This window comes from Enterobacter ludwigii (assembly GCF_001750725.1).
Taxonomy (GTDB): domain Bacteria; phylum Pseudomonadota; class Gammaproteobacteria; order Enterobacterales; family Enterobacteriaceae; genus Enterobacter; species Enterobacter ludwigii.
This window is the reverse complement of the sequence record NZ_CP017279.1, coordinates 108,998-128,010: the sequence shown is the minus strand read 5'-3', so window position 1 is coordinate 128,010 and position 19,013 is coordinate 108,998. Positions and strand designations below refer to the sequence as shown.

Here is a 19,013-nt window from a genome sequence, read left to right as displayed (position 1 = left end):
CACGCAAAATCATTAGATCAACAGCTCTGCGGCCAGCCGGGCCATCAGAACATTGGACAACAGCACCGGGACATCCAGCGCCTTTTGCAGTAAATCACGGTGGTGCTGGTGGAATCCAAGGCAGTCCAGAATCAACACATCGGCCCCTCTCTCCAGCAGTTCCCGTCCTGCCTCAATCAGCGCGGCCTCGCTGTCCCAGAAGGGATTGGCCAGCGCATACAAAGGCTTTTTTTCGAGTACGTGCCATTTTGCCGTCTGGTTGTCCATGAGCTCTTCAATGGGAACAATGACCCCCACCTGATGCCCGTCAACAATGGAGGCCACCAGCGGCGGAATGATCCGCATCGGCTCCAGCAAAATCGCATTACGCGCGATGAGTCCCTTAACAGGTGCAGTACTCATCAGTAAAATAACGTCATAGCCTTGATTATCGAGCACTTCTATTACGCTCTGCAGCGAGCGCTCGATTTTCTGACGCGAAACATGCGCCAGTTTACCGTCACTTAATAACGTCGCCAGGGGATCCTCCCCCGCCTCTACAGCGTAGTCTTCCATGACCTCTTCCCGACTCATCTTCCCCAGCAGGCTTAGATGCGTTATCTGTTGTTCAGATACATGCTCGGTTAAGAGCGGTAACACTTCGCTTACAGGGACCACACCAATAGTGAGGATCGCCAACGTCGCCTTCATCTTCATCGCCTTCCATTACCGCTAAATCTTTCACACAGGTACAGGCTCACTACGCTGCACAGTTCGTTTTTTCAACAAAACAGCACCAAGCGTAGCAGGTGATCCCCATCGCGAAATGTAAAGATCGCCTGCCCGTTACGGAGTTACCTGTAATAACTAAATATTAACTCCTGCTTAACATTTGCGATGAGTAAAAAGTGTGATTCAGGCACGGTATTTAGCCCTTTAGGAATTCATTCACGACTTATCAGGATCTTCGTAGCGCCGTTTGGCATCCAGCGCTTCCTGTTCAGTTTCATGTTCACTGATCAGAGAGTCTGGTTTGGGGTGATCGGCACGCAGCTGATACCAGGTGACGGTTTGATCGCCATTGCCTTTTTCAACGGTAACGATGCGTGCTTCACGTGGATAGGGAGGTCTGGTTGGCATAGCTCATCCTTTTTTTATGTCTGAGCTATAAGTATAGACGCCGCTTAGCTGGCACAAGCCAAACGCAGGGCGGTAATAATCTGAATTACCACGTCCTCGGGTGAAGCGGAAGCATCCACAACGTGGTGTGCCGCTTCGCGGTATAACGCATCGCGTTCGGCCAGCACTTCGCTCACCTCTTCGCTGAGCGGCCGGGAGGTCAGCGCAGGACGTTGTCCCTCTTCCGGAAATGCTTCCAGCCGCCCTACCAGGGCCGAAACGGGTGCACTGAGGTAGATGACAATCCCTTTCTCGCGCATAAAGCGACGGTTACACTCGGCGAGAACAATGCCGCCACCGGTTGCGATAACAGCAGACGGCGTGGTGACCGCCTTCAGCGCGGCCGTTTCACGGGCGCGAAAGCTCTCCCACCCCTCTTGCTCAACGATTTCCGCGATGCTTTTCCCGGCTTCGGTTTGCAGCCAGTGGTCGGTATCAACAAACTGACGATCGCACGCGCGTGCCAGTTCCAGGCCAACGGTGGTTTTCCCACAGCCGCGGGGGCCAACTAAAAAGATGGGTTGGGTCATAACCAGGTGTTCCCCTTGATGCCGGATGGCCGAAGAGCGTAAAGAAATAATTGCAGAAGATGTTGCGTTTACTTTACTGCAAAGCGGTACGGGATGACAACCCTGCGGAGGCCATACTGTACCACAAAGTGACAATGGTTATCATTACGCAGTGCGACGCTTGACTTCGAGCAGCCACTTATCAAGCTCTGCGGCGAACTGCTGGCGATCGCGCTGGGACAGGCTGTCTGGCCCGCCGGTCTGCACGCCGCTGGCGCGAAGCGTATCCATAAAATCACGCATGGTGAGTCTTTCACGAATGGTCGCCGGCGAATAACGCTCCCCTCTCGGGTTCAGCGCCGCCGCTCCCTTTTCAATCACTTCCGCGGCCAGCGGGATATCCGCCGTGATCACCAGATCCTCGGGACTACACAGACGCACAATCTCGTTATCCGCCACGTCAAAGCCAGCCGGAACCCGCAACGCGCGAATAAATCGGGAAGGCGGTACGCGAATATTCTGGTTCGCCACCAGCGTAAGCGGCATCTGCACGCGCTCGGCCGCGCGGAATAAAATCTCTTTAATCACATTCGGACACGCGTCCGCATCAACCCAAATCGCCATATTGTCTCCCCATAATGATTCTGCCGACTATTGTCGCCTGCATTTCGTTGTTAAGCTATCAATCCGAGAAAACAACGCATAATGACGGAGAATCGTGATGGATAAGAAAATCGGGTTTATCGGCTGCGGTAACATGGGCAAAGCCATCCTGGGTGGCCTGATCGCCAGCGGACAGGTGCTGCCGGGTCAGATTTGGGTCTACACCCCATCACCGGACAACGTCGCCGCGTTACGCGATCGGTACGGGATCAACGCAGCCGAAAGCGCCCAGGAAGTGGCTCAGGTAGCCGATATTGTCTTTGGCGCCGTCAAGCCGAACATCATGATCAAAGTGCTGAGCGACATCACCACCAGCCTGAACAAAGAGACACTGGTCGTATCGATTGCCGCGGGCGTCACGCTCGATCAGCTGGCGCGCGCGCTGGGTCATGACCGTAAAATCGTACGCGCTATGCCGAATACCCCGTCACTGGTCAACGCCGGCATGACCTCCGTCACGCCTAACGCGCTGGTGACGTCGGAAGACGTGGCGGATGTCCTGAACATCTTCCGCTGCTTCGGTGAAGCGGAAGTCATTGCCGAATCTATGATCCATCCGGTAGTGGGAGTGAGCGGTTCAGCGCCTGCGTATGTCTTTATGTTTTTAGAAGCGATGGCCGACGCCGCGGTGCTTGGCGGTATGCCACGAGCGCAGGCGTATAAATTCGCTGCACAGGCCGTGATGGGCTCTGCCAAAATGGTGCTGGAGACCGGTAAGCATCCGGGTGAACTGAAAGATATGGTCTGCTCGCCTGGCGGAACCACTATCGAGGCGGTGCGGGTGCTGGAAGAGCGCGGCTTCCGTTCGGCCGTTATTGAAGCGATGACAAAATGCATGGAAAAATCAGAGAAACTGAGTAAATCCTGATTATCTGAGCCGGACGTCAGGCAGCCACCTCGGTGCGGCCGCGTCCGGCATTTTTCGCCTTATACAGCGCCACATCGGCCGCTTTTAACCACTCCCGATAGTGCCCGAACTGCGGTCCCCAGGGCGCGACACCGACGCTAATACGCAGAGATTCCTTGGGCGCACACGGTAACGACAGCGTTTCCAGCCGCTCATGTACGCGTGACATCACGGCGATGGCACTGTCAGCCGCCGTCCGGGACATGATCACCGCAAACTCATCCCCGCCAAAACGGCCTATCGCATCCCCGGAACGCACCGTTAGCTGCAGTTGCCGCGTCAGGGCGATGATCGCCTCATCACCCACATCGTGGCCCCAGGTGTCATTGATATTCTTAAAATGATCGATATCGATAAGCAAAATCGTGGCGGTGCAGTGGTTGCGGCGACAGTGTTCAAATTCATTTCTCAGCAGCACTTCCCAGTGCCGGCGATTAAAGACGCCGGTCATGCCGTCGCGGGTACTCATCAGCTCCAGCCGCCGTTTATGCTCTGCAAGCCTGATGGCAGTACGATGGCTGAGCCAGGCAAAAAGCATCGGATACAACACCAGCACGGGAAGCGTTAGGCCCCATGCCAGAGGCTCCGGGTTAAAGACAGCCACCCGGCCCACGACGGGGAGCGTCACCAGGGAAGACAGAAGGGTTAACATCATGCCGGTAAAAAACAGCCGACAACCGCCGGACCCCATCATGTTCATTCCCACCATCATCAGCAGCGCTGCCGTAGGTAGCGCATTGATCCCCATCATGCCGATCCAAAGCCCGGCAATAATGGCATCAATCTTCAGATTAAAATGTTCCTGCAGATGAGGAGAAGCAGCGCGGCAGGACCACTGCCAGGCGAAATGGGGCCAGATAAATGCCCACCCCACCAGGAACAACCACCAGACGCCGGATACAGAAAAGGTGACCAGCACACCAGAGAGGGGGAAGAACATCGCTGCCAGTCCGACAACCCGCGCCAGCCGGGCTCGCCGGGCAAACGGGATCCCGGAACGGTGGGGGTCATCCTGAGAAAGGGTCATATTCCACTCTTCCCGAATGCGCTTTATGTTGTAATAAGATTCATCATTCATCATTTTTGGGAATATTCTGAAATATTTCCCAAATTATAGAGAGGGGGCTTACGGGGAAAGTATGAAATTTCGGGTGAGCCGCCGGGGCCACTCACCCGATAGGACTACACGTTTTTCTTCAGACAGGCACTCATGAACTTGCTGCGATCGTCGCCTTTGAGGGACTGTTCGGTTGCTTTCGCATTACACTCGCGCATTTTTTGCTGCTGCGGCGTCAGGCTTTTCTCACCCGGTTTTGCGGCACCGTTTTTGAGGCAACCGCTCATGTAGGTCTTACGGGCATCGCCCTTCAGGCTCTGCGCAGTCGCCTGTTGATTACAGGTGGTCATGCGTTGCTGCTGCGGCGTTAATGTTTTCTCTTCCGCGTTCGCCGATGAGATCAGGAACAGACCCGAGAGCAGAGTAACCAGTAATGTTGTTTTCATTGCACCATCCTTTTGTGAACATTCACTGTAAGTCTGGTTCGTGACAGGAAAAAAACCACCCGGCAGATGTAATTTCCGCCGGGCTTTTATTATTTCAGCCCCAAAGCCGCTTTCATGGTGTAGAACAGATCTGTTTGATCGGTCAGCCCTACCACGTTTGCCGCATGCGGACCGTATGCTGCGATGCGCAGCTGGGTTCCGGTATGCTCCATGGACTCTTCTTCAGAGTTGCCATAGCTCAACACCATCACCGCGCCATCTTTGGTGTTCAGCGCCTGCGTCAGGCCCGGTGCTTTGGTATCCGCTGGGATGATCTGGCTGGCGTGCGCATGGTCTGCGGTAACGACCACCAGGGTATTGCCGTCTTTCTTCGCGAACTCAAGCGCCTTCTGCACTGCTTCGTCCAGATCGACCGTCTCGCCAATCTGACCGCACGGGTTAGCCGCATGATCCTGTTTATCGATAGACGCGCCTTCCACCTGCAGGAAGAAGCCCTTTTCACTCTTGCTCAGCAGTGAGATCGCTTTATCGGTCATCGCCGCCAGCGTCGGGATGCTGTCGGTACGTTTTGGGTTTGGCGTACAGGTTACGGCAGGCTTATCAATGTTGCCGTGGTAGGACGCTTTTGGCCCTTCCCAGCGCACCGGCATATTGCCATCAGAGAAAAGACCCAGCAGCGGTTTATCCTGGCTTGCTTCAGTAATCGCCGCCAGAGAAGATGCATCGCTCACCAGCTGATAGCCGCGAGCCTGCGCCTGCTCACGCAGCGTTTTGCCCTGCCATTCGCCCGCCGTTGCGGTTTCCGCGAAGGTTTTCGCCCCGCCGCCCAGCGTCACGTCAGGACGTGCGTTCAACAGTTGTTCCGTAATCGAGCCTTTGCCGCCCTTTTCCAGCGCGTTAGTCGGGCATTTTTCGCTGGTCACCGACGGGCCGTAGCATTTACGCGAGGTGACATGAGCCACCAGCGCCGCTGGCGTTGCATCCTGAAGTTCAGCCGTAGAGACGTTGCCGGTAGCCAGTCCCGCCGCTTTAGCCATCTCCAGAATGGTCTGGTGATCTTTTTCGTGAATATCCACACCCAGCGCACCATTATAGGTTTTCACACCCGTGGACCACGCCGTGGCAGAGGCAGCAGAATCCGTCACGTAATCGGGTTTACCGGTTTTTTTATCCAGCGCGTAATGGGTATATTGTCCGGTGAGAGGCAGTGCGTCGATACCTTTAAAAAATCCGCCCGCGCCTTCGGCATAATTTCGTGCTGCCGTTATTTCGGAATCGCCCATCCCGTCGCCAATCAGCAGAATAATGTTTTTAGCGGGTTTCTCATTCAGCGAAGCGCGAATGGCGGCGGTTTGATCTTCAGTCAACCGGCGCGCGCCGCCAGGCTGGGTGATATCCCCTTTGGCCGCACGATTATCCAGCACGCTGGTATTGTGAGTGTCGGCATAAATAGCGGGTGACATTAACAGGGGAAGTAATGCGATGAAAAGTGCGCTCTGTTTCAATTTATTTTCTCCATGTACAAATACATAAAAAATAAAACAGAGCGACTATAGGCATCCTGCATGACAATTCTATGACACGCCGTCAGGTTCCGTGATGGTTTAGTTGCGAGGATGCCTTAACAGCTTTTTTACGTACTGGCGGAGCATTTCAGCATCCTCAACCGGCACCTGGGAATCGGGTCTGACGCTTTCCAGCGCGCCTTCAACGTTCTCAATCAACGTCTGTTGTTCGTTTTTCGCCATTTGTCGCAGCAGCGCGGTGACCACAATTTCCAGCGCTTCAACCTGGGCGACCAACTCTTTTGACTCTTCTTCCTTTTGTGCAAGCTTGACCAACAACTCAGCAATGAGATTTTTCATGGTGCTATTTCCTTATCCGTTTTGTCTGAACTTAGCATTCTGAATCCATTATGCAAAGAGAAGAAATTTATTATGTTATGCAAAAGTGATGCGGCAGGAAAAATAGATTCCTCGCGGCTTTCAGCGAAACGTTTTTCTATAAAAAACGCCGCATTTAGTTATATAAAAATGCGGCGACCATAAGAATATATAATACATCTACGAAACGGTTATCGCGCCGACTTCGCCTCCGCCATTTGTCTGCGACGACGCAGTGCAATAGCCAGTTGAATAATATTTATCAGCACTACAATAGCGGTAGCAGCAAATACCCAACGGAAACCGGCCATTGCCGAAACAGCGGCTCCCATAAGCGGACCGGCAACGTTACCTAAATACATAAACGACTGGTTATAGCCAAAAATACGGCCCGTTACCTGGTCACTGGAATATTTCACCAGCAATGTTTGCACCGCGGGTAACATCGCACCATCGGCAAAGCCCAGCAGAAACCGCAGCACGCCAAGCTGAAACGGAGAAGTGACAAACGACATTGCGAAAAAGAGCACCACCGCAAAAATCAGCGTGGCCATCAGGATACGCGCCGTGCCGATCCTGTCGCCCAGTTTTCCAAGGCGTGGCGCCGAAATGAGGGCTGATACGCCCGGGACGGCGGCAATCATCCCGCTGAGGAAAGCAATATTATTGCTGTCTGGCTCCATCGACTTAATAAACAGCGCCAGAATCGGGCCGACCGAACCGTTGCAAAGCTGGATCACCATGGTGGTCACAAACAGGCTGATCATCAGGCCCGGATAGGGCAGCGAGGCGAAAACGGCCTTGCCGCTCAGGCGTTCAGCTTTGCTGATGACGGGGCGTCCTCCCTCTTTAATGAGGAAGAGCGTGACCAGAAAACTGACCACCAGCAGGATGGCCGTAATGATAAACACCGCGCGCAGCCCCACATGATCGGCGAGGAAGCCCCCTAGCAGCGGGCCGCCAATGACCCCGCTTATCTGAGCAGTAGAGAGCGTACTCAGCGCCCAGCCGCTGCGTTCACGGGGCACCTGCGAGGCCACCAGCGCCATGGCATTCGGAATATACCCGGACGTCAGCCCCATCACCGCTCGCAGGAAAAAGAGCTGCCATACGTTAGTGGCAAAGGCCTGCAGCAGAATGGCTATCGCCATCCCCAGCGATGCGCGCAGCAGCATCAGCTTGCGCCCTTTGCGGTCGGCCAGACTGCCCCACATCGGCGAGACAATGGCAGAGACCAGAAACGTGACGCTGAACGTCAGACCTGACCACATGGAGAGCGCTTCATGGGAGGTGACTCCCAGCTGCGACACGTACAGCGGCAGGAAGGGCAATATCTGGCTGATGGCCAGCCCGGTAAAGAAGCACCCGAACCAGACCGAGATGAGATTAACTTTCCAGGATTCCATAAAAGAAATAGTCTTCATTTTTAGGCGAATTCGCCGACAGATTAGCAAGTTACGCGTTATGACGTCGCACCAGAGATGCGCACTTGCCGACTTTGGTGTTTTATCTTCCCAGTCATCATATTTGTGAAATAAGTCACAAATCATCCATTTTATGACGGAATATTATGCTTCAGCGGCAGAGACCGAAACCGCGCATCCCCAGGTGAAAGTGGCTGGCATGGGCGGCGTTATACTCTGGCCCCAGGCTGTTACCGTAATAGCTGCAGCTCGCCGCCAGCATGCCTTTCAGCCATGGCTGCGTTTTTGTCGCCTTCCAGCCGTTTTGTACCGTGACCTTCTCACCGTTTGCCAGCCCAAACGCCGTGATATCCAGCGCCTCTGCCGTAGCATGTTCACTGCGTCGCGCGTCGGGGCGATGGTAAATGTTGCGGCAGGCAAAGCTGCCGAGATGCTCAATACGCGTCAGCTCACTTCCCGTATAGCTTCTGGTGAGTGGCCGGGCCTGCTGGCTGATAAACAAGGCAGAACTGAGCGCCAGCGGGCAGCTCGCAAGGAAACTGCTGTTCAGGCTGACCGGACCGAAGTTACGTACCCGGACGACGTTACGGAGTGGACACTCCCCACCGCTGTCTGCGACCGGTTGTGTGCGGATAAGCGCGCGTTGATTGGCCTGCGATAACAGGCTCGTGCACGCCTGGGGCGTTAAGTTCCGAAGCTTATACTGGGTAATGCGGCCTGGCGGGTCGTCGAGATGTAGCGGCGTGAAAGGGTTGTAGTAAGACGGCAACCAGCGATACCCCACCGTTGCGACAGCCGCAATAATGAAAACGGTCAGCAGAGTTTTTCCTTTCACGCTCCACCCTTAACATTCCCCAAAACATTATGGCAGAAGGCCGCGAAACCCGCTGGGCATCGTGGTATGTTATTGGTTTTTCGTCAGACTGGAAGAGAGTGAGATGGCAAAGCAGCGCGTAGGTATTGTCTTTGGGGGAAAATCAGCGGAGCACGAGGTTTCATTGCAATCGGCCAAAAATATCGTCGATGCAATCGATAAAAGCCGTTTCGACGTGGTGCTGCTGGGCATAGATAAACAGGGGCAATGGCATGTCAACGATGCCAGCCAGTATCTGTTAAATGCTGACGATCCGGCGCATATCGCCCTCAATCCTTCTGCAATCAGCGTCGCGACCGTACCCGGCGTGGTGCAAGGGCAACTCATCGACGCCGGTAATGCGCAGTCTCTTGCCCAGATTGACGTGGTCTTCCCTATCGTTCATGGCACCCTTGGCGAAGATGGTTCGCTGCAGGGGATGCTGCGCATGGCCAACCTGCCGTTTGTCGGTTCTGATGTGCTGGGTTCCGCTGCCTGCATGGATAAAGACGTCACCAAGCGCCTGCTGCGTGATGCGGGGCTGAATATTACGCCGTTTGTCACCCTCACCCGCGCCAACCGTGACCAACACAGCTTCGCTCAGATTTCCGGTCAGCTGGGCCTGCCGCTGTTTGTGAAACCCGCAAACCAGGGTTCTTCCGTCGGGGTCAGCAAGGTGACAAGCGAAGCGCAGTTCACGCAAGCGGTCAGCCTGGCGTTTGAGTTTGACCATAAAGTGGTGGTTGAGCAGGGCATCAAAGGCCGCGAAATTGAGTGCGCCGTGCTGGGCAACGATTTCCCACAGGCAAGCACCTGCGGTGAAGTGGTGTTAAACAGTGATTTCTACTCTTACGACACCAAATACATTGATGATAAAGGCGCCCAGGTTGTCGTGCCTGCAAATATCGATCCGGCAATCAACGATAAGATCCGCGCGATCGCGATTAACGCTTATCAGACGCTCGGCTGCAGCGGCATGGCGCGCGTGGATGTGTTCCTGACGCCTGAAAACGAGGTGGTGATTAATGAAATCAACACCCTGCCGGGCTTCACCAACATCAGCATGTATCCCAAGCTGTGGCAGGCCAGCGGGCTAAGCTACTCAGCACTCATCACCCGCCTGATTGAACTGGCGCTGGAGCGTCATGCTGCGGACAGCGCCCTGAAAAGCTCCGTAAACGGTTAATCGGGACTCTTCGCCGTTTCCGTCTCATCCGCTGTCGTCTCTTCAGGACGACGGCGGATAATCATCCCCGCCAGCCAGAAGCTGATAACCCAGGTCACCAGACCCACGGCATACGTTTGCCACCCTTTTGCTTCAAATCCCAACAGCCCCACGACACCGTTAAGAATAAAGATCAGCCCGATAGCAAAGGCGTAGTAATGCCAGTCACGGCGTAGTTTGGAAGTGAGCTTCATGACAACTCCGGCAGGAAAAAAAGATATCCTCTCACAGATTTATGACGAGGTCTGTGGCAGATGCGGAAATTCTGAAACACGCTGTTGTTTCAATTAAGTTAAGAAATTGTGATGCGCTGCAGAATTCGACAATCCAGGAGAATTCCTTAGGGTAAATTAACACGATTCTGATATTGACAAATGCTATGACCTGTCAAACTCACCTTGTAAGACGCATATAAAACAGAGTGATTTATCGGGAGGTCGTGATGGCTGACTTTACATTGTCGAAACCGATTTTTGGCGGTAAACAACCAAAAACCTCCACGGCGGGTAATATCGCTTATGCCCTGTTTGTCTTGTTCTGTTTCTGGGCGGGTTCGCAGCTACTCAATATGCTGGTTCATGCACCAGGAGTCTATGAACACCTGATGCAGGTGCAGGATAACGGACGCCCGCGAGTGGAAATTGGTTTTGGCGTAAGCACCCTGTTTGGCCTCATTCCTTTCCTCGCAGGGTGTATGATTTTAGGCGTTGTGGCATTAGTACTGCGTTTTCGCCGTCGCTTTTAAAGCCCCATACAGCGAGCCCGGCGGTCATCCACGCGTTTTGCGAACCAGGCGGTTGTCAGGTTACGCGTGATCTTCGGGCTTTCCAGCTGAATACCCGGCAGGATTGCCCTCGGTAATGTTTTCCCACTTTTCTGTTCTGCAAGCGTAAAGACTTTCTTGTACAGATCGGTTTTCTCAAACGCCAGACTATCGCCTTTCTCAAGCTGATGGCGAATGTCGCTGTCACTCATGCCAAGCCTGTTCGATAATTTCCGCACCGCCCGCTCCGTGGTGCCAGCCTCGCTGCTGCCATAGGCAATAAGATCGCCATCCAGTGCCAGCTTCACGCCGCTCGCGCGGCTGACCGCATTCTGAAATGCCGCGTTACGACTGGCATACCAGCCCGCGTTAAAGTCCGCAAAGCGGTACAGCGGCTCACTGTAATTCGCCGGATAGTTCAGCAGATGATAAGTGCCGAACCACAGGCCGCCACGCAGGGAGAAGACCTCCTGACGCACCGTACCGTCGATTTTCCACGGGTAGCCGTCGGTATGCTTTTCCGCAAAGGCAATGCTGACCTGCATCGGCCCGCCGGTGTGTACCGGGTTAAGTGAGCCAAACAGTGTCTGCCCCATCGGCACCATGCTGATGAAATCATCAAAGATGGCGCTGAGCTGTTTCTCGGTTTTTACCGTGTCCAGCCGTTCGCTGTAGCTTTTTCCATTTGGCGAGGTGATTTTAAACGCGGTATGCACGAGAAATATCGGGATATGCATCGATTCCGCACGGCGGTCGATCTCTTTCCAGGCTATTTTGTTCAGACCCGGCACGACCGGGTCTGACTGGTACATTGATTCCTGCTGCGCCACCGCCAGTACCGAGCAGATGTTCTCCTCGGTAGGGGCAATCTTCTGGCTTTCAAAGGTTTTTGCCAGCGCATCCGCCCATGCATTGCGATCTTTCACGCTGGCGGGCATTTTTTGCCGCACAACGCTTGCCACATCAACAGGCTTCTCCCCTTCTTTAAGCGGAGCAGCCCCTTTTTCGGCACACCCCACCAGCACCAGAGCGGCCAGTAAGGACAACGGTAACGCACGCGGTACGGCAAAGGTCATAGCAACTCCCTGTATTAGCTAAATGTATTGGTGACTTCCTGCAGTTCCTGGCCGTCCAGCTCACGCTCAAAGCTGCGTAAACGTTTATAGATGGACATCAGTTCCACCAGCGTGGTCCAGGAGCTGATCAGATACTGGAATGAGCCACGCACCTGACCAAAAACGTTTGTTATCTGAGTCATCAGACCGAGCGTAATCGTACCCGCAACGATGGACGGGAACAGCAGGAACAAACCGAAAACGTTATCGACCTGCAGATACAAAATGCGCGCAATATTGAAATACATATAGTGGAAGTAGAGACGGAAATAGTTGCGACGCACGGCACCAAACAGCTCACGTACGGTTGGTGGCGAGGCGCGGTTAGCATCATCTTCACCGTAGACCAGCTCTTTACGATAAGCCGCTTCCACGCGTTGATTTTTAAACTCCAGACCCGGCAGCTTAATCCCGACCACCGCCAGCAGCCCCGTCCCCATCAGAGACCAGACAATCGCCGCAATCACCAGCCCATACGGCAGATGACCGACAAGAGGCAGATCCGGCACGTGAGCCGAGAGCGTCACCAGCACCGGCAGGAAGGCAATCAGCGTCATGATGGCGTTGATAAAGCTGACGCCCATGTCTTCAAGGGTGGAGGCAAAACGCATGGTGTCTTCCTGCACACGCTGTGCTGCACCTTCGATATGACGCAGGTGTTGCCAGTGCGCCATATAGTGTTCGTTCATCGCGGTACGCCAGCGGAAAACGTAGTGGCTTACGAAGAAGTTGTTCATCACCCCGATCACCACCGCAATCAACGCGATACCGAGGAAAATGCCCACCTCATGGTAAAACTGGTTAATGGTTACCTTATGCGGCGAACTCAGCGCGGTCTGGATAAGGTCGTAGAACGGGGCATACCAGGCGTTTACTGCCACCCCCACTTCCACCAGGAACCAGGTCACAAAGATAATCAGCGAGGTTCCCAGAATCGACCAGTATTGCCAGCGGTGCGGCGCATAGACAAACCAGAACAGGGCAAACAGGCCAACGCATACCATGTAGTAGGCGTAAAACAGCAAATAGCTAAGCGACCAGAAGCGAGCGGCGCTGATCGGGACGTCACCCGTTGCGCCCGTAATGCGGGCCAGCCACGCCCCGCCGCCAGCCTGCCAGAAAATGACAGCGATCAGTGCCCAAATAAATGCCGACAGGAAAAAAGGCCCCGGCTTTGGGAAAAAAGACTTAAACATAATGCATCCTTCTTGTTGTTATGGCTGTTGCTGTGCTCAACACATCACCACACGAAAATCTCGCCTGAGCCAGACGGCGCAGGCAAAAAGGTCAGACCCGAGGGTTAATTATTAGTTCGCTTTCCAGTTTTCGAGAATTGTTTCGGTGCGTTTCACCGCGAGAGGATTGGCCGGCGCAATAAAGTCACGCCAGACGTCGTTGTAATGGTTAATCAGAATGGGCGCGTCGGCTGCCGGACGATTAGCCGTGGTATGGGCATCTTCCGCCACGGTAATGTGATAGCCACGGCTGACCCCATTCTTGATGGTCGCGTCGACACAGTAATCGGTGGCACAGCCGCAGATGACAAACTCGCGAATACCTTGCTCGCGCAACACCGCTTCAAGTGCGGTGTTATAAAATGCATCGCAGGCAGTCTTGGTGACGTAAAGCGCGTCAGCGGGCTGATGGAGTTCAGGCAGCAGCGCAAACCCTTCGCTCCCCTCTTCCAGACCGCCTTCACCGGTATGCTGAATAAAAATCACCCGTTCGGCGGCCTGCGTGAGCTGATTGATAAGCGAAACACATTTTTCGCGTTGGTAACGCGGCGTTGCAAACACCCCTTGCTGCATATCGACAACCATAACTACACGCTTCACTGACATATCGTTCTCCGCAAGATTGAGTGACACTGGCCTCTATCATACGGCCGATGTCACAAAATGGGAGACTGGTCGCCAGGAAATTATGCTTATTTACCCATGGTTACGTTTTTCTCGCTATCGTTATGCAATTCGGGGCATTGCACCGTGCGGTTTAGTAGTATAAATACCCATTACTTTTCTCATTCAATTCATGGATGCTTTTCGTTGAAACGTTGTCTGCTCTCTTTTGCCGCGCTGTGTGCGGTGAGCTTCTCCACCGCCCAGGCAGCTCAGCCGCTGACGGCCCCCGTTTTGGCTTCAGATATTGCCGATCGCTACGCGAACCTTATCTATTACGGCAGTGGCGCGACCGGGATGGCGATGGTGGTCATCGACGGCAACCAGCGCGTGTTTCGCAGCTTTGGCGAAACGCGACCGGGAAATAACGTTCACCCGCAGCTGGATTCCGTGATCCGCATTGCGTCCTTAACCAAGCTGATGACCAGCGAAATGCTGGTGAAATTACTCGATCAGGGCGTGGTCAAGCTCGACGATCCGCTCAGCAAATATGCGCCGCCAGGCGCACGCGTTCCAACCTATCAGGGCACGCCCATCACGCTGGTAAACCTTGCCACCCATACCAGCGCGCTGCCTCGCGAACAACCCGGCGGCGCGGCGCACCGTGACGTTTTTGTCTGGCCAACGCGCGAACAGCGCTGGAACTACCTGAGCACCGCCACGCTGAAATCGGCCCCGGGTTCACAGGCATCTTACTCAAACCTGGCGTTTGACCTGCTGGCAGATGCGCTCTCGACGGCAGCAGGCAAACCTTACCCGCAGCTCTTTGAAGAGCAGATAACGCGCCCGCTCGGCATGAAGGACACCACCTTTACCCCTTCTCCGGATCAGTGCCGACGCCTGATGGTGGCAGAGAAAGGCGCTAGTCCGTGTAATAACACCCTGGCAGCCATCGGCAGTGGCGGGGTCTATTCAACGCCAGGCGACATGATGCGCTGGATGCAGCAGTTCCTCTCATCAGATTTCTATGCGCGCAGTCACCAGGCCGATCGCATGCAGACCCTGATTTACCAGCGTAGCCAGTTGCACCGCGTGATCGGCATGGACGTACCGGGTAAAGCCGACGCGCTGGGCATGGGCTGGGTCTATATGGCACCCAAAAATGGCCGACCGGGCATTATTCAGAAAACCGGTGGCGGCGGTGGATTCATCACCTATATGGCGATGATCCCGCAGTCCAACGTGGGCGCGTTTGTGGTCGTCACCCGCTCTCCAAATACGCGTTTCGTCAATATGAGCGATGGCATCAATAACTTAGTGGCTGAGCTGAGCGCCAATAAAGCCCAGGTGCTCACCGCCTCCATCCAGCCTTAATATTCCGTGGGCAAACGGTTGATGCTGACCAGTTTGCCCCGGCTCATATTGATGTAGTTGCCTTGTCGCAAAGCAGCGAGCACTTCGGCAACGACAGAGCGTGAAATACGCGTGCTTTGTTGTATATGATTCATCACACCAATTTTTGAACGCAGCGTTTCATCCCACTCGGCCATATTCAGCAGCATTGCGCGGATCTGGTGATAGGAGTTATTTCCCACCAGCTGCCTGTCGCGTTTGCCCAGAATGTAATTTATCCAGGATAACCAGCAAAACGCGTCTTTCCAGAGCGAATGCTGTTGAATGAGTTGACGGGTGGTCGCCGCGGGCAAATAAAAACCGGTACAGGCCGTTTTGGCAGTGACTCTGTATTCCTGGCTGTGATTGATCACTACGGCAGACAGGCCAAAAATAAAAGGGGCTGACGCAATGCCAACCAGCAGATCGTCTGAATGACGATAAACTTCAATAACGCCGGTCTGGAATACGTAGGTACAAGGCTCACTCCCCTTGCCCGAGGTAATTAATTGCTGTGGAGCAGATTTAAACGGGGTACTGGCTGCTATCAAACATGCTTCGAGCCGGCTTAATTCAGAAAGTGGTTTCGCATTAACGTTCATGCAGACCTCAAGACATCCGTATTTGTCGGTTCACTATTATTTTTTATTGTCATCTATAAAAAAGCGGGGGCTTATCCCCCGCTTTTATTCATTACCAGGTATATTTCACACCCAGATTTGCGCCCCAGTTCTGGTCAACGTCACCGCCGCCCAGATAAGTGGCATCAGTGTAAGCACTGAAGTTCTTCGTAAAGCTAAACTGGGTACCCAGACCAACCCGCACTGCGGAGCCTTTCACACCATTATCAATGCTGTCACCGTTAACATCGGCATCGTTACCAGCGTCGTCATAGACATAAGCGAGTTTGAAGTAAGGCGTAAGCGCCTGGTCACCGCCGTAGTTAAAGGTGTAACCGGCATCCACACCCGCTTCGTAACGCAGGCTGTCATAGGATTGACTATCCATGCGCATGTCGTTGCTGAGGCGATAGTCATCACCGGACTGGAACAGACCCGACACGGCTGCGTATGGCGTCACATAACCAGAGAGGTTTGGTTTCCAGTCATAGCCCAGTTTCAACCCAAAACCAACGGCGTCGGTGGTGGTGTTACCGTCAACATACTGACCATTGCTCATGGTCGCGGAGAGATCGTTGTTGAATCGGGTGTAGCTCAGGGAACTGTCGATGAACAGATCGTTCGCAAATTTCGCGGACGCGTACATCATTGCCGTCTGGCTGTCCTGATCCACCTGACCGGTGCGATCGCTGATATCGCCTTTGGCGAAACCTGCCGCACCACCGACGATCCACTTCGCATTATTACCGTCAATCAGGGTATCCAGACCAACCATGATACCGCTCACGTCCTGATCGTAGCTGATAACGCCATTATCGCCGTCGAAGTTGCCGCCAACGTAGCTTACCCATGCCCCGCCGTTATCCGCCAGGCCATGACGGCTGTTGGTCAGACGCGCGCTAACTGCATCCTGCTGCAGATTCCAGATGTTGGTGTTAGCAGACGGGATGCTCAGCGCCATGTTGGCATAATCGGTCAGCGCTTGCTGTTGCAGAACAACAGTGTCGCCTTTCTGCTGCGCCTGATAAGTATATGCCCCTAAATCGGCTTTATTTGCCGCAGTGAAGCTAGCGCGGGTCTCCGTGTTGTTGTCATAAACACGGATAATCTCCTGGCCTTTATAGTCAGCAACAGAGCCGGCGCCGGTGGCGTTGTCGATACGCACGGCGTAATTCCCTGCCACGTCACCATTCACGGCCAAATGGCCGTCAGCGTTAAGTGCCACAACGCCGTAATCGTAATCGGCGTTGCTCATATCATTGGTGATATAGCGGGCGTTGTTCAGATCGCTGTTCAACACGTAATCACGGCTGGCCACGTTCAGCACGCCGCCATCCGTTAACACCATATTGTGCGTATCCACCTGGCCGAGGCCGAGAGACAGCTCCGCACCGTTGTCCACGGTAATGGTATTGGCATACAGCTCCGCGGTTTCCTCTGTCAGGGCCGCACGGCTGTCGCTGTCCAGATAGAGGCTGTCGGTTGCCACGGCACCCTTGTCACCGATGTTCAGAGATGAAGCATTGGACAGGGTGATGGAATCAGCCAGCAGGCCCGAGTTTTCAACATTGACCTGCGAATGATTATTCACCGTCAGCGTGTCGATGTTAGAGAGCTTACGGGTATCCCACTCAGAGCCGTTATCCAGCGTGACGTTGAACAGACCGCTCTGATAGACCGCTTCACCCGCGACATGTCCATTATTGTCGAACGTGGAATCCGGCCAGATGCTATCTGGAGAGAGGGTGCGCCAGTCAACGTCACTGTAGCCCTGGCCATACATCTGCGCGGTGCCGATAGCCTCAACGCTGGACTGCGCTGCGCCGACCCATTTGCTGCCATTGGTCAGCGTGACGTCCAGCTTATCGGTGTCATCCCAGCCGTTGGTGGTTGGGTTGTATATACCGTCAGCCGTCGTATCGGTTGCCGGATCGCCGTTCGGGTAGAAGTTGTTATCGAAGGTACTGGAGAACAGGATATCGCCGGTGATCGTGGAGTGATCAAACGTGGCGGTGGTCTGCATCGCGTTGTCAGACGCACTGGCAGCAACAATCAGCGCCGCGTCGTCAGCCGCAGTGGCATTGGCATTGGTTTCACCGTAATCACTCGGCTTCGCGGTTTGACCATAGAACCCGCTGGTGCCCAGGTCACTGTATGCGCCAGAGGTCAGCACCGAGTCTTTCACCAGCAGCGTGTCGGTAAAGACATTGCTGCTGTTCGCCACACCTTCCACACCGTCATACGGGGTATTATCCCGTTCCTGATACCCCTGAGTCAGGGTAATGCCGGCGATGTGAGAGTTATTCTGAATAACAATATCCGATTCCACATCCAGGGTAATTGCATTGCCCAGCGCATAGGTGTCCAGATAGTGCGTTTCCGTATTTTCCCCGTTCACAACGTCATACGCATAATGCTCGTAAGTATCATTGATCGTGGAGTTATCGACGGTCAGGCTAAAACGGTCGTATTGAGAATGGGTTGTGCCGTCTGTATCCACGCCATCAGCACATGACGCGGTCATGCATTCTGAGGTGATCATGCCATTAATGGTGCTGTTGGAAATGCTCAGCGCATTCGCCCGCCCATTGATACCATCATCCAAATAATAGGTTGATATAACACCATTCACGGTGGATTTATTAATCACCGGATAAATATCACCATCGTGCGTCGCATCAGAGTAATCCCAGTCAGCGTAACCATAATACCAGGGTGCAGCTGCCGTATTATCATATCCGAAGGTATTATATGTCGTACCAGAAATATCCTTCGCATTGGCCTGAGAAGCGATAGCCAGGGTGCAGGCTAATGCAAGTTGTGATACAACCAGTTTCTTTTTCCATGTTTGCATTGGGTCATCCCTCCTCAGGGACGTAAGCAAGTTTGTCCATCTAACGATTTTGCAATACTTAATTGCGGAGGGAATTATGCATTTTCAATCTGAAAAGGTTCAATGAATCATTCCATTAAGTCCGCATTCAGACAAACAACATGAAAATAATGAAGAAGCGATGCAATGCCATCAATAATCATTATAAAACAGGCAGTTAAAACACCCTCTTATAAAGATAAAAAATATAATAAAAATAAATAGATCATTTTCAATGATATATTTACTTCATCATAGAAATAAAACCAATATTTCGAGAACAATTAA

At 53.6% G+C, this 19,013-nt stretch carries 20 protein-coding genes; 4 read left to right on the top strand and 16 right to left on the bottom strand.

The genetic code is table 11. The features are described 5' to 3' along the window. Positions 1-12: 12 nt before the first annotated feature. The 4 genes from BH714_RS00610 to BH714_RS00595 form a co-directional block, all read right to left on the bottom strand. Positions 13-690: an AroM family protein gene (locus tag BH714_RS00610; RefSeq protein WP_040018997.1), complete on the bottom strand. Its 678-nt coding sequence runs from the start codon at positions 688-690 to the stop codon at positions 13-15. A gap of 237 nt (positions 691-927) precedes the next feature. Beyond that, on the bottom strand, positions 928-1,119 hold the full coding sequence (gene yaiA / locus BH714_RS00605; protein WP_013095817.1) for a protein YaiA: 192 nt from the start codon (positions 1,117-1,119) through the stop codon (positions 928-930). Positions 1,120-1,163: 44 nt separating this feature from the next. After that, positions 1,164-1,688: a shikimate kinase AroL gene (aroL, locus tag BH714_RS00600; RefSeq protein WP_020885238.1), complete on the bottom strand. Its 525-nt coding sequence runs from the start codon at positions 1,686-1,688 to the stop codon at positions 1,164-1,166. 144 nt (positions 1,689-1,832) lie between these two features. Further along, a complete protein-coding gene (locus tag BH714_RS00595; protein WP_014168823.1) occupies positions 1,833-2,291 on the bottom strand; it encodes a YaiI/YqxD family protein in 459 nt (152 codons plus the stop codon). Positions 2,292-2,388: 97 nt separating this feature from the next. Between BH714_RS00595 and proC the strand changes: the two genes are divergently transcribed. Continuing rightward, positions 2,389-3,198: a pyrroline-5-carboxylate reductase gene (gene proC, locus BH714_RS00590; RefSeq protein ID WP_020885239.1), complete on the top strand. Its 810-nt coding sequence runs from the start codon at positions 2,389-2,391 to the stop codon at positions 3,196-3,198. Positions 3,199-3,214: 16 nt separating this feature from the next. On the opposite strand, the gene adrA is transcribed toward proC, so the two are convergent. The 6 genes from adrA to BH714_RS00560 all read right to left on the bottom strand — a co-directional run bounded on the left by adrA (position 3,215) and on the right by BH714_RS00560 (position 8,882). After that, positions 3,215-4,318 carry a diguanylate cyclase AdrA gene (gene adrA / locus BH714_RS00585; RefSeq protein WP_040016778.1) on the bottom strand — a complete coding sequence of 368 codons (1,104 nt, stop codon included), beginning with the start codon at positions 4,316-4,318 and terminating at the stop codon, positions 3,215-3,217. 101 nt (positions 4,319-4,419) lie between these two features. Next, positions 4,420-4,740: a phosphate starvation-inducible protein PsiF gene (psiF, locus tag BH714_RS00580; protein ID WP_014168820.1), complete on the bottom strand. Its 321-nt coding sequence runs from the start codon at positions 4,738-4,740 to the stop codon at positions 4,420-4,422. Between the two features lie 89 nt (positions 4,741-4,829). Beyond that, a complete protein-coding gene (gene phoA / locus BH714_RS00575) occupies positions 4,830-6,245 on the bottom strand; it encodes an alkaline phosphatase (protein WP_025204997.1) in 1,416 nt (471 codons plus the stop codon). Between the two features lie 99 nt (positions 6,246-6,344). Further along, positions 6,345-6,605, bottom strand: coding sequence for an anti-adapter protein IraP (iraP, locus tag BH714_RS00570; protein ID WP_014168818.1), 261 nt, complete (start codon positions 6,603-6,605; stop codon positions 6,345-6,347). A gap of 209 nt (positions 6,606-6,814) precedes the next feature. Then, the gene (locus BH714_RS00565) at positions 6,815-8,029 is read right to left on the bottom strand and encodes a multidrug efflux MFS transporter (protein ID WP_020885242.1); all 1,215 of its coding nucleotides are present in this window, start codon (positions 8,027-8,029) and stop codon (positions 6,815-6,817) included. A 169-nt stretch (positions 8,030-8,198) separates the two neighbouring features. After that, positions 8,199-8,882 carry an extensin-like domain-containing protein gene (locus tag BH714_RS00560; protein WP_032681579.1) on the bottom strand — a complete coding sequence of 228 codons (684 nt, stop codon included), beginning with the start codon at positions 8,880-8,882 and terminating at the stop codon, positions 8,199-8,201. Positions 8,883-8,985: 103 nt separating this feature from the next. On the opposite strand from BH714_RS00560, the gene ddlA reads away from it, so the two are divergent. Further along, entirely contained in the window at positions 8,986-10,086 is a 1,101-nt protein-coding gene (gene ddlA, locus BH714_RS00555) for a D-alanine--D-alanine ligase (RefSeq protein WP_040016777.1), read from the top strand. On the opposite strand, the gene BH714_RS00550 is transcribed toward ddlA, so the two are convergent. Beyond that, positions 10,083-10,319, bottom strand: a complete 237-nt coding sequence (locus BH714_RS00550; protein ID WP_020885245.1) for a DUF2754 family protein — start codon at positions 10,317-10,319, stop codon at positions 10,083-10,085. The genes ddlA and BH714_RS00550 overlap by 4 nt on opposite strands. 248 nt (positions 10,320-10,567) lie before the next feature. On the opposite strand from BH714_RS00550, the gene BH714_RS00545 reads away from it, so the two are divergent. After that, the gene (locus BH714_RS00545; protein WP_020885246.1) at positions 10,568-10,870 is read left to right on the top strand and encodes a DUF2755 family protein; all 303 of its coding nucleotides are present in this window, start codon (positions 10,568-10,570) and stop codon (positions 10,868-10,870) included. On the opposite strand, the gene BH714_RS00540 is transcribed toward BH714_RS00545, so the two are convergent. From BH714_RS00540 to BH714_RS00530, 3 genes are all read right to left on the bottom strand, one after another. Further along, the gene (locus BH714_RS00540; protein WP_040016776.1) at positions 10,867-11,964 is read right to left on the bottom strand and encodes a DUF1615 domain-containing protein; all 1,098 of its coding nucleotides are present in this window, start codon (positions 11,962-11,964) and stop codon (positions 10,867-10,869) included. The two genes, BH714_RS00545 and BH714_RS00540, sit on opposite strands and share 4 nt — an antisense overlap. Positions 11,965-11,978: 14 nt before the next feature. Continuing rightward, positions 11,979-13,199 carry a peptide antibiotic transporter SbmA gene (gene sbmA / locus BH714_RS00535; protein WP_014168811.1) on the bottom strand — a complete coding sequence of 407 codons (1,221 nt, stop codon included), beginning with the start codon at positions 13,197-13,199 and terminating at the stop codon, positions 11,979-11,981. Between the two features lie 111 nt (positions 13,200-13,310). Then, on the bottom strand, positions 13,311-13,844 hold the full coding sequence (locus BH714_RS00530; protein WP_025205011.1) for an isochorismatase family protein: 534 nt from the start codon (positions 13,842-13,844) through the stop codon (positions 13,311-13,313). A 204-nt stretch (positions 13,845-14,048) separates the two neighbouring features. On the opposite strand from BH714_RS00530, the gene ampH reads away from it, so the two are divergent. After that, positions 14,049-15,215 carry a D-alanyl-D-alanine-carboxypeptidase/endopeptidase AmpH gene (gene ampH / locus BH714_RS00525; RefSeq protein ID WP_020885249.1) on the top strand — a complete coding sequence of 389 codons (1,167 nt, stop codon included), beginning with the start codon at positions 14,049-14,051 and terminating at the stop codon, positions 15,213-15,215. On the opposite strand, the gene BH714_RS00520 is transcribed toward ampH, so the two are convergent. Beyond that, positions 15,212-15,835: a helix-turn-helix domain-containing protein gene (locus BH714_RS00520; protein WP_014168808.1), complete on the bottom strand. Its 624-nt coding sequence runs from the start codon at positions 15,833-15,835 to the stop codon at positions 15,212-15,214. The genes ampH and BH714_RS00520 overlap by 4 nt on opposite strands. A 91-nt stretch (positions 15,836-15,926) precedes the next feature. Then, positions 15,927-18,707, bottom strand: a complete 2,781-nt coding sequence (locus tag BH714_RS00515; protein ID WP_040016775.1) for an autotransporter outer membrane beta-barrel domain-containing protein — start codon at positions 18,705-18,707, stop codon at positions 15,927-15,929. Between the last annotated feature and the right edge of the window lie 306 nt (positions 18,708-19,013).

Excerpts from the sequence above, each read along its gene's own strand:
- BH714_RS00610 (WP_040018997.1), bottom strand. The coding sequence starts at position 690 with ATGAAGGCGACGTTGGCGATCCTCACTATTGGTGTGGTCCCTGTAAGC.
- yaiA (WP_013095817.1), bottom strand. The coding sequence starts at position 1,119 with ATGCCAACCAGACCTCCCTATCCACGTGAAGCACGCATCGTTACCGTT.
- aroL (WP_020885238.1), bottom strand. The coding sequence starts at position 1,688 with ATGACCCAACCCATCTTTTTAGTTGGCCCCCGCGGCTGTGGGAAAACC.
- BH714_RS00595 (WP_014168823.1), bottom strand. The coding sequence starts at position 2,291 with ATGGCGATTTGGGTTGATGCGGACGCGTGTCCGAATGTGATTAAAGAG.
- proC (WP_020885239.1), top strand. The coding sequence starts at position 2,389 with ATGGATAAGAAAATCGGGTTTATCGGCTGCGGTAACATGGGCAAAGCC.
- adrA (WP_040016778.1), bottom strand. The coding sequence starts at position 4,318 with ATGATGAATGATGAATCTTATTACAACATAAAGCGCATTCGGGAAGAG.
- psiF (WP_014168820.1), bottom strand. The coding sequence starts at position 4,740 with ATGAAAACAACATTACTGGTTACTCTGCTCTCGGGTCTGTTCCTGATC.
- iraP (WP_014168818.1), bottom strand. The coding sequence starts at position 6,605 with ATGAAAAATCTCATTGCTGAGTTGTTGGTCAAGCTTGCACAAAAGGAA.
- BH714_RS00565 (WP_020885242.1), bottom strand. The coding sequence starts at position 8,029 with ATGGAATCCTGGAAAGTTAATCTCATCTCGGTCTGGTTCGGGTGCTTC.
- ddlA (WP_040016777.1), top strand. The coding sequence starts at position 8,986 with ATGGCAAAGCAGCGCGTAGGTATTGTCTTTGGGGGAAAATCAGCGGAG.
- BH714_RS00550 (WP_020885245.1), bottom strand. The coding sequence starts at position 10,319 with ATGAAGCTCACTTCCAAACTACGCCGTGACTGGCATTACTACGCCTTT.
- BH714_RS00545 (WP_020885246.1), top strand. The coding sequence starts at position 10,568 with ATGGCTGACTTTACATTGTCGAAACCGATTTTTGGCGGTAAACAACCA.
- BH714_RS00540 (WP_040016776.1), bottom strand. The coding sequence starts at position 11,964 with ATGACCTTTGCCGTACCGCGTGCGTTACCGTTGTCCTTACTGGCCGCT.
- sbmA (WP_014168811.1), bottom strand. The coding sequence starts at position 13,199 with ATGTTTAAGTCTTTTTTCCCAAAGCCGGGGCCTTTTTTCCTGTCGGCA.
- BH714_RS00530 (WP_025205011.1), bottom strand. The coding sequence starts at position 13,844 with ATGTCAGTGAAGCGTGTAGTTATGGTTGTCGATATGCAGCAAGGGGTG.
- BH714_RS00520 (WP_014168808.1), bottom strand. The coding sequence starts at position 15,835 with ATGAACGTTAATGCGAAACCACTTTCTGAATTAAGCCGGCTCGAAGCA.
- BH714_RS00515 (WP_040016775.1), bottom strand. The coding sequence starts at position 18,707 with ATGCAAACATGGAAAAAGAAACTGGTTGTATCACAACTTGCATTAGCC.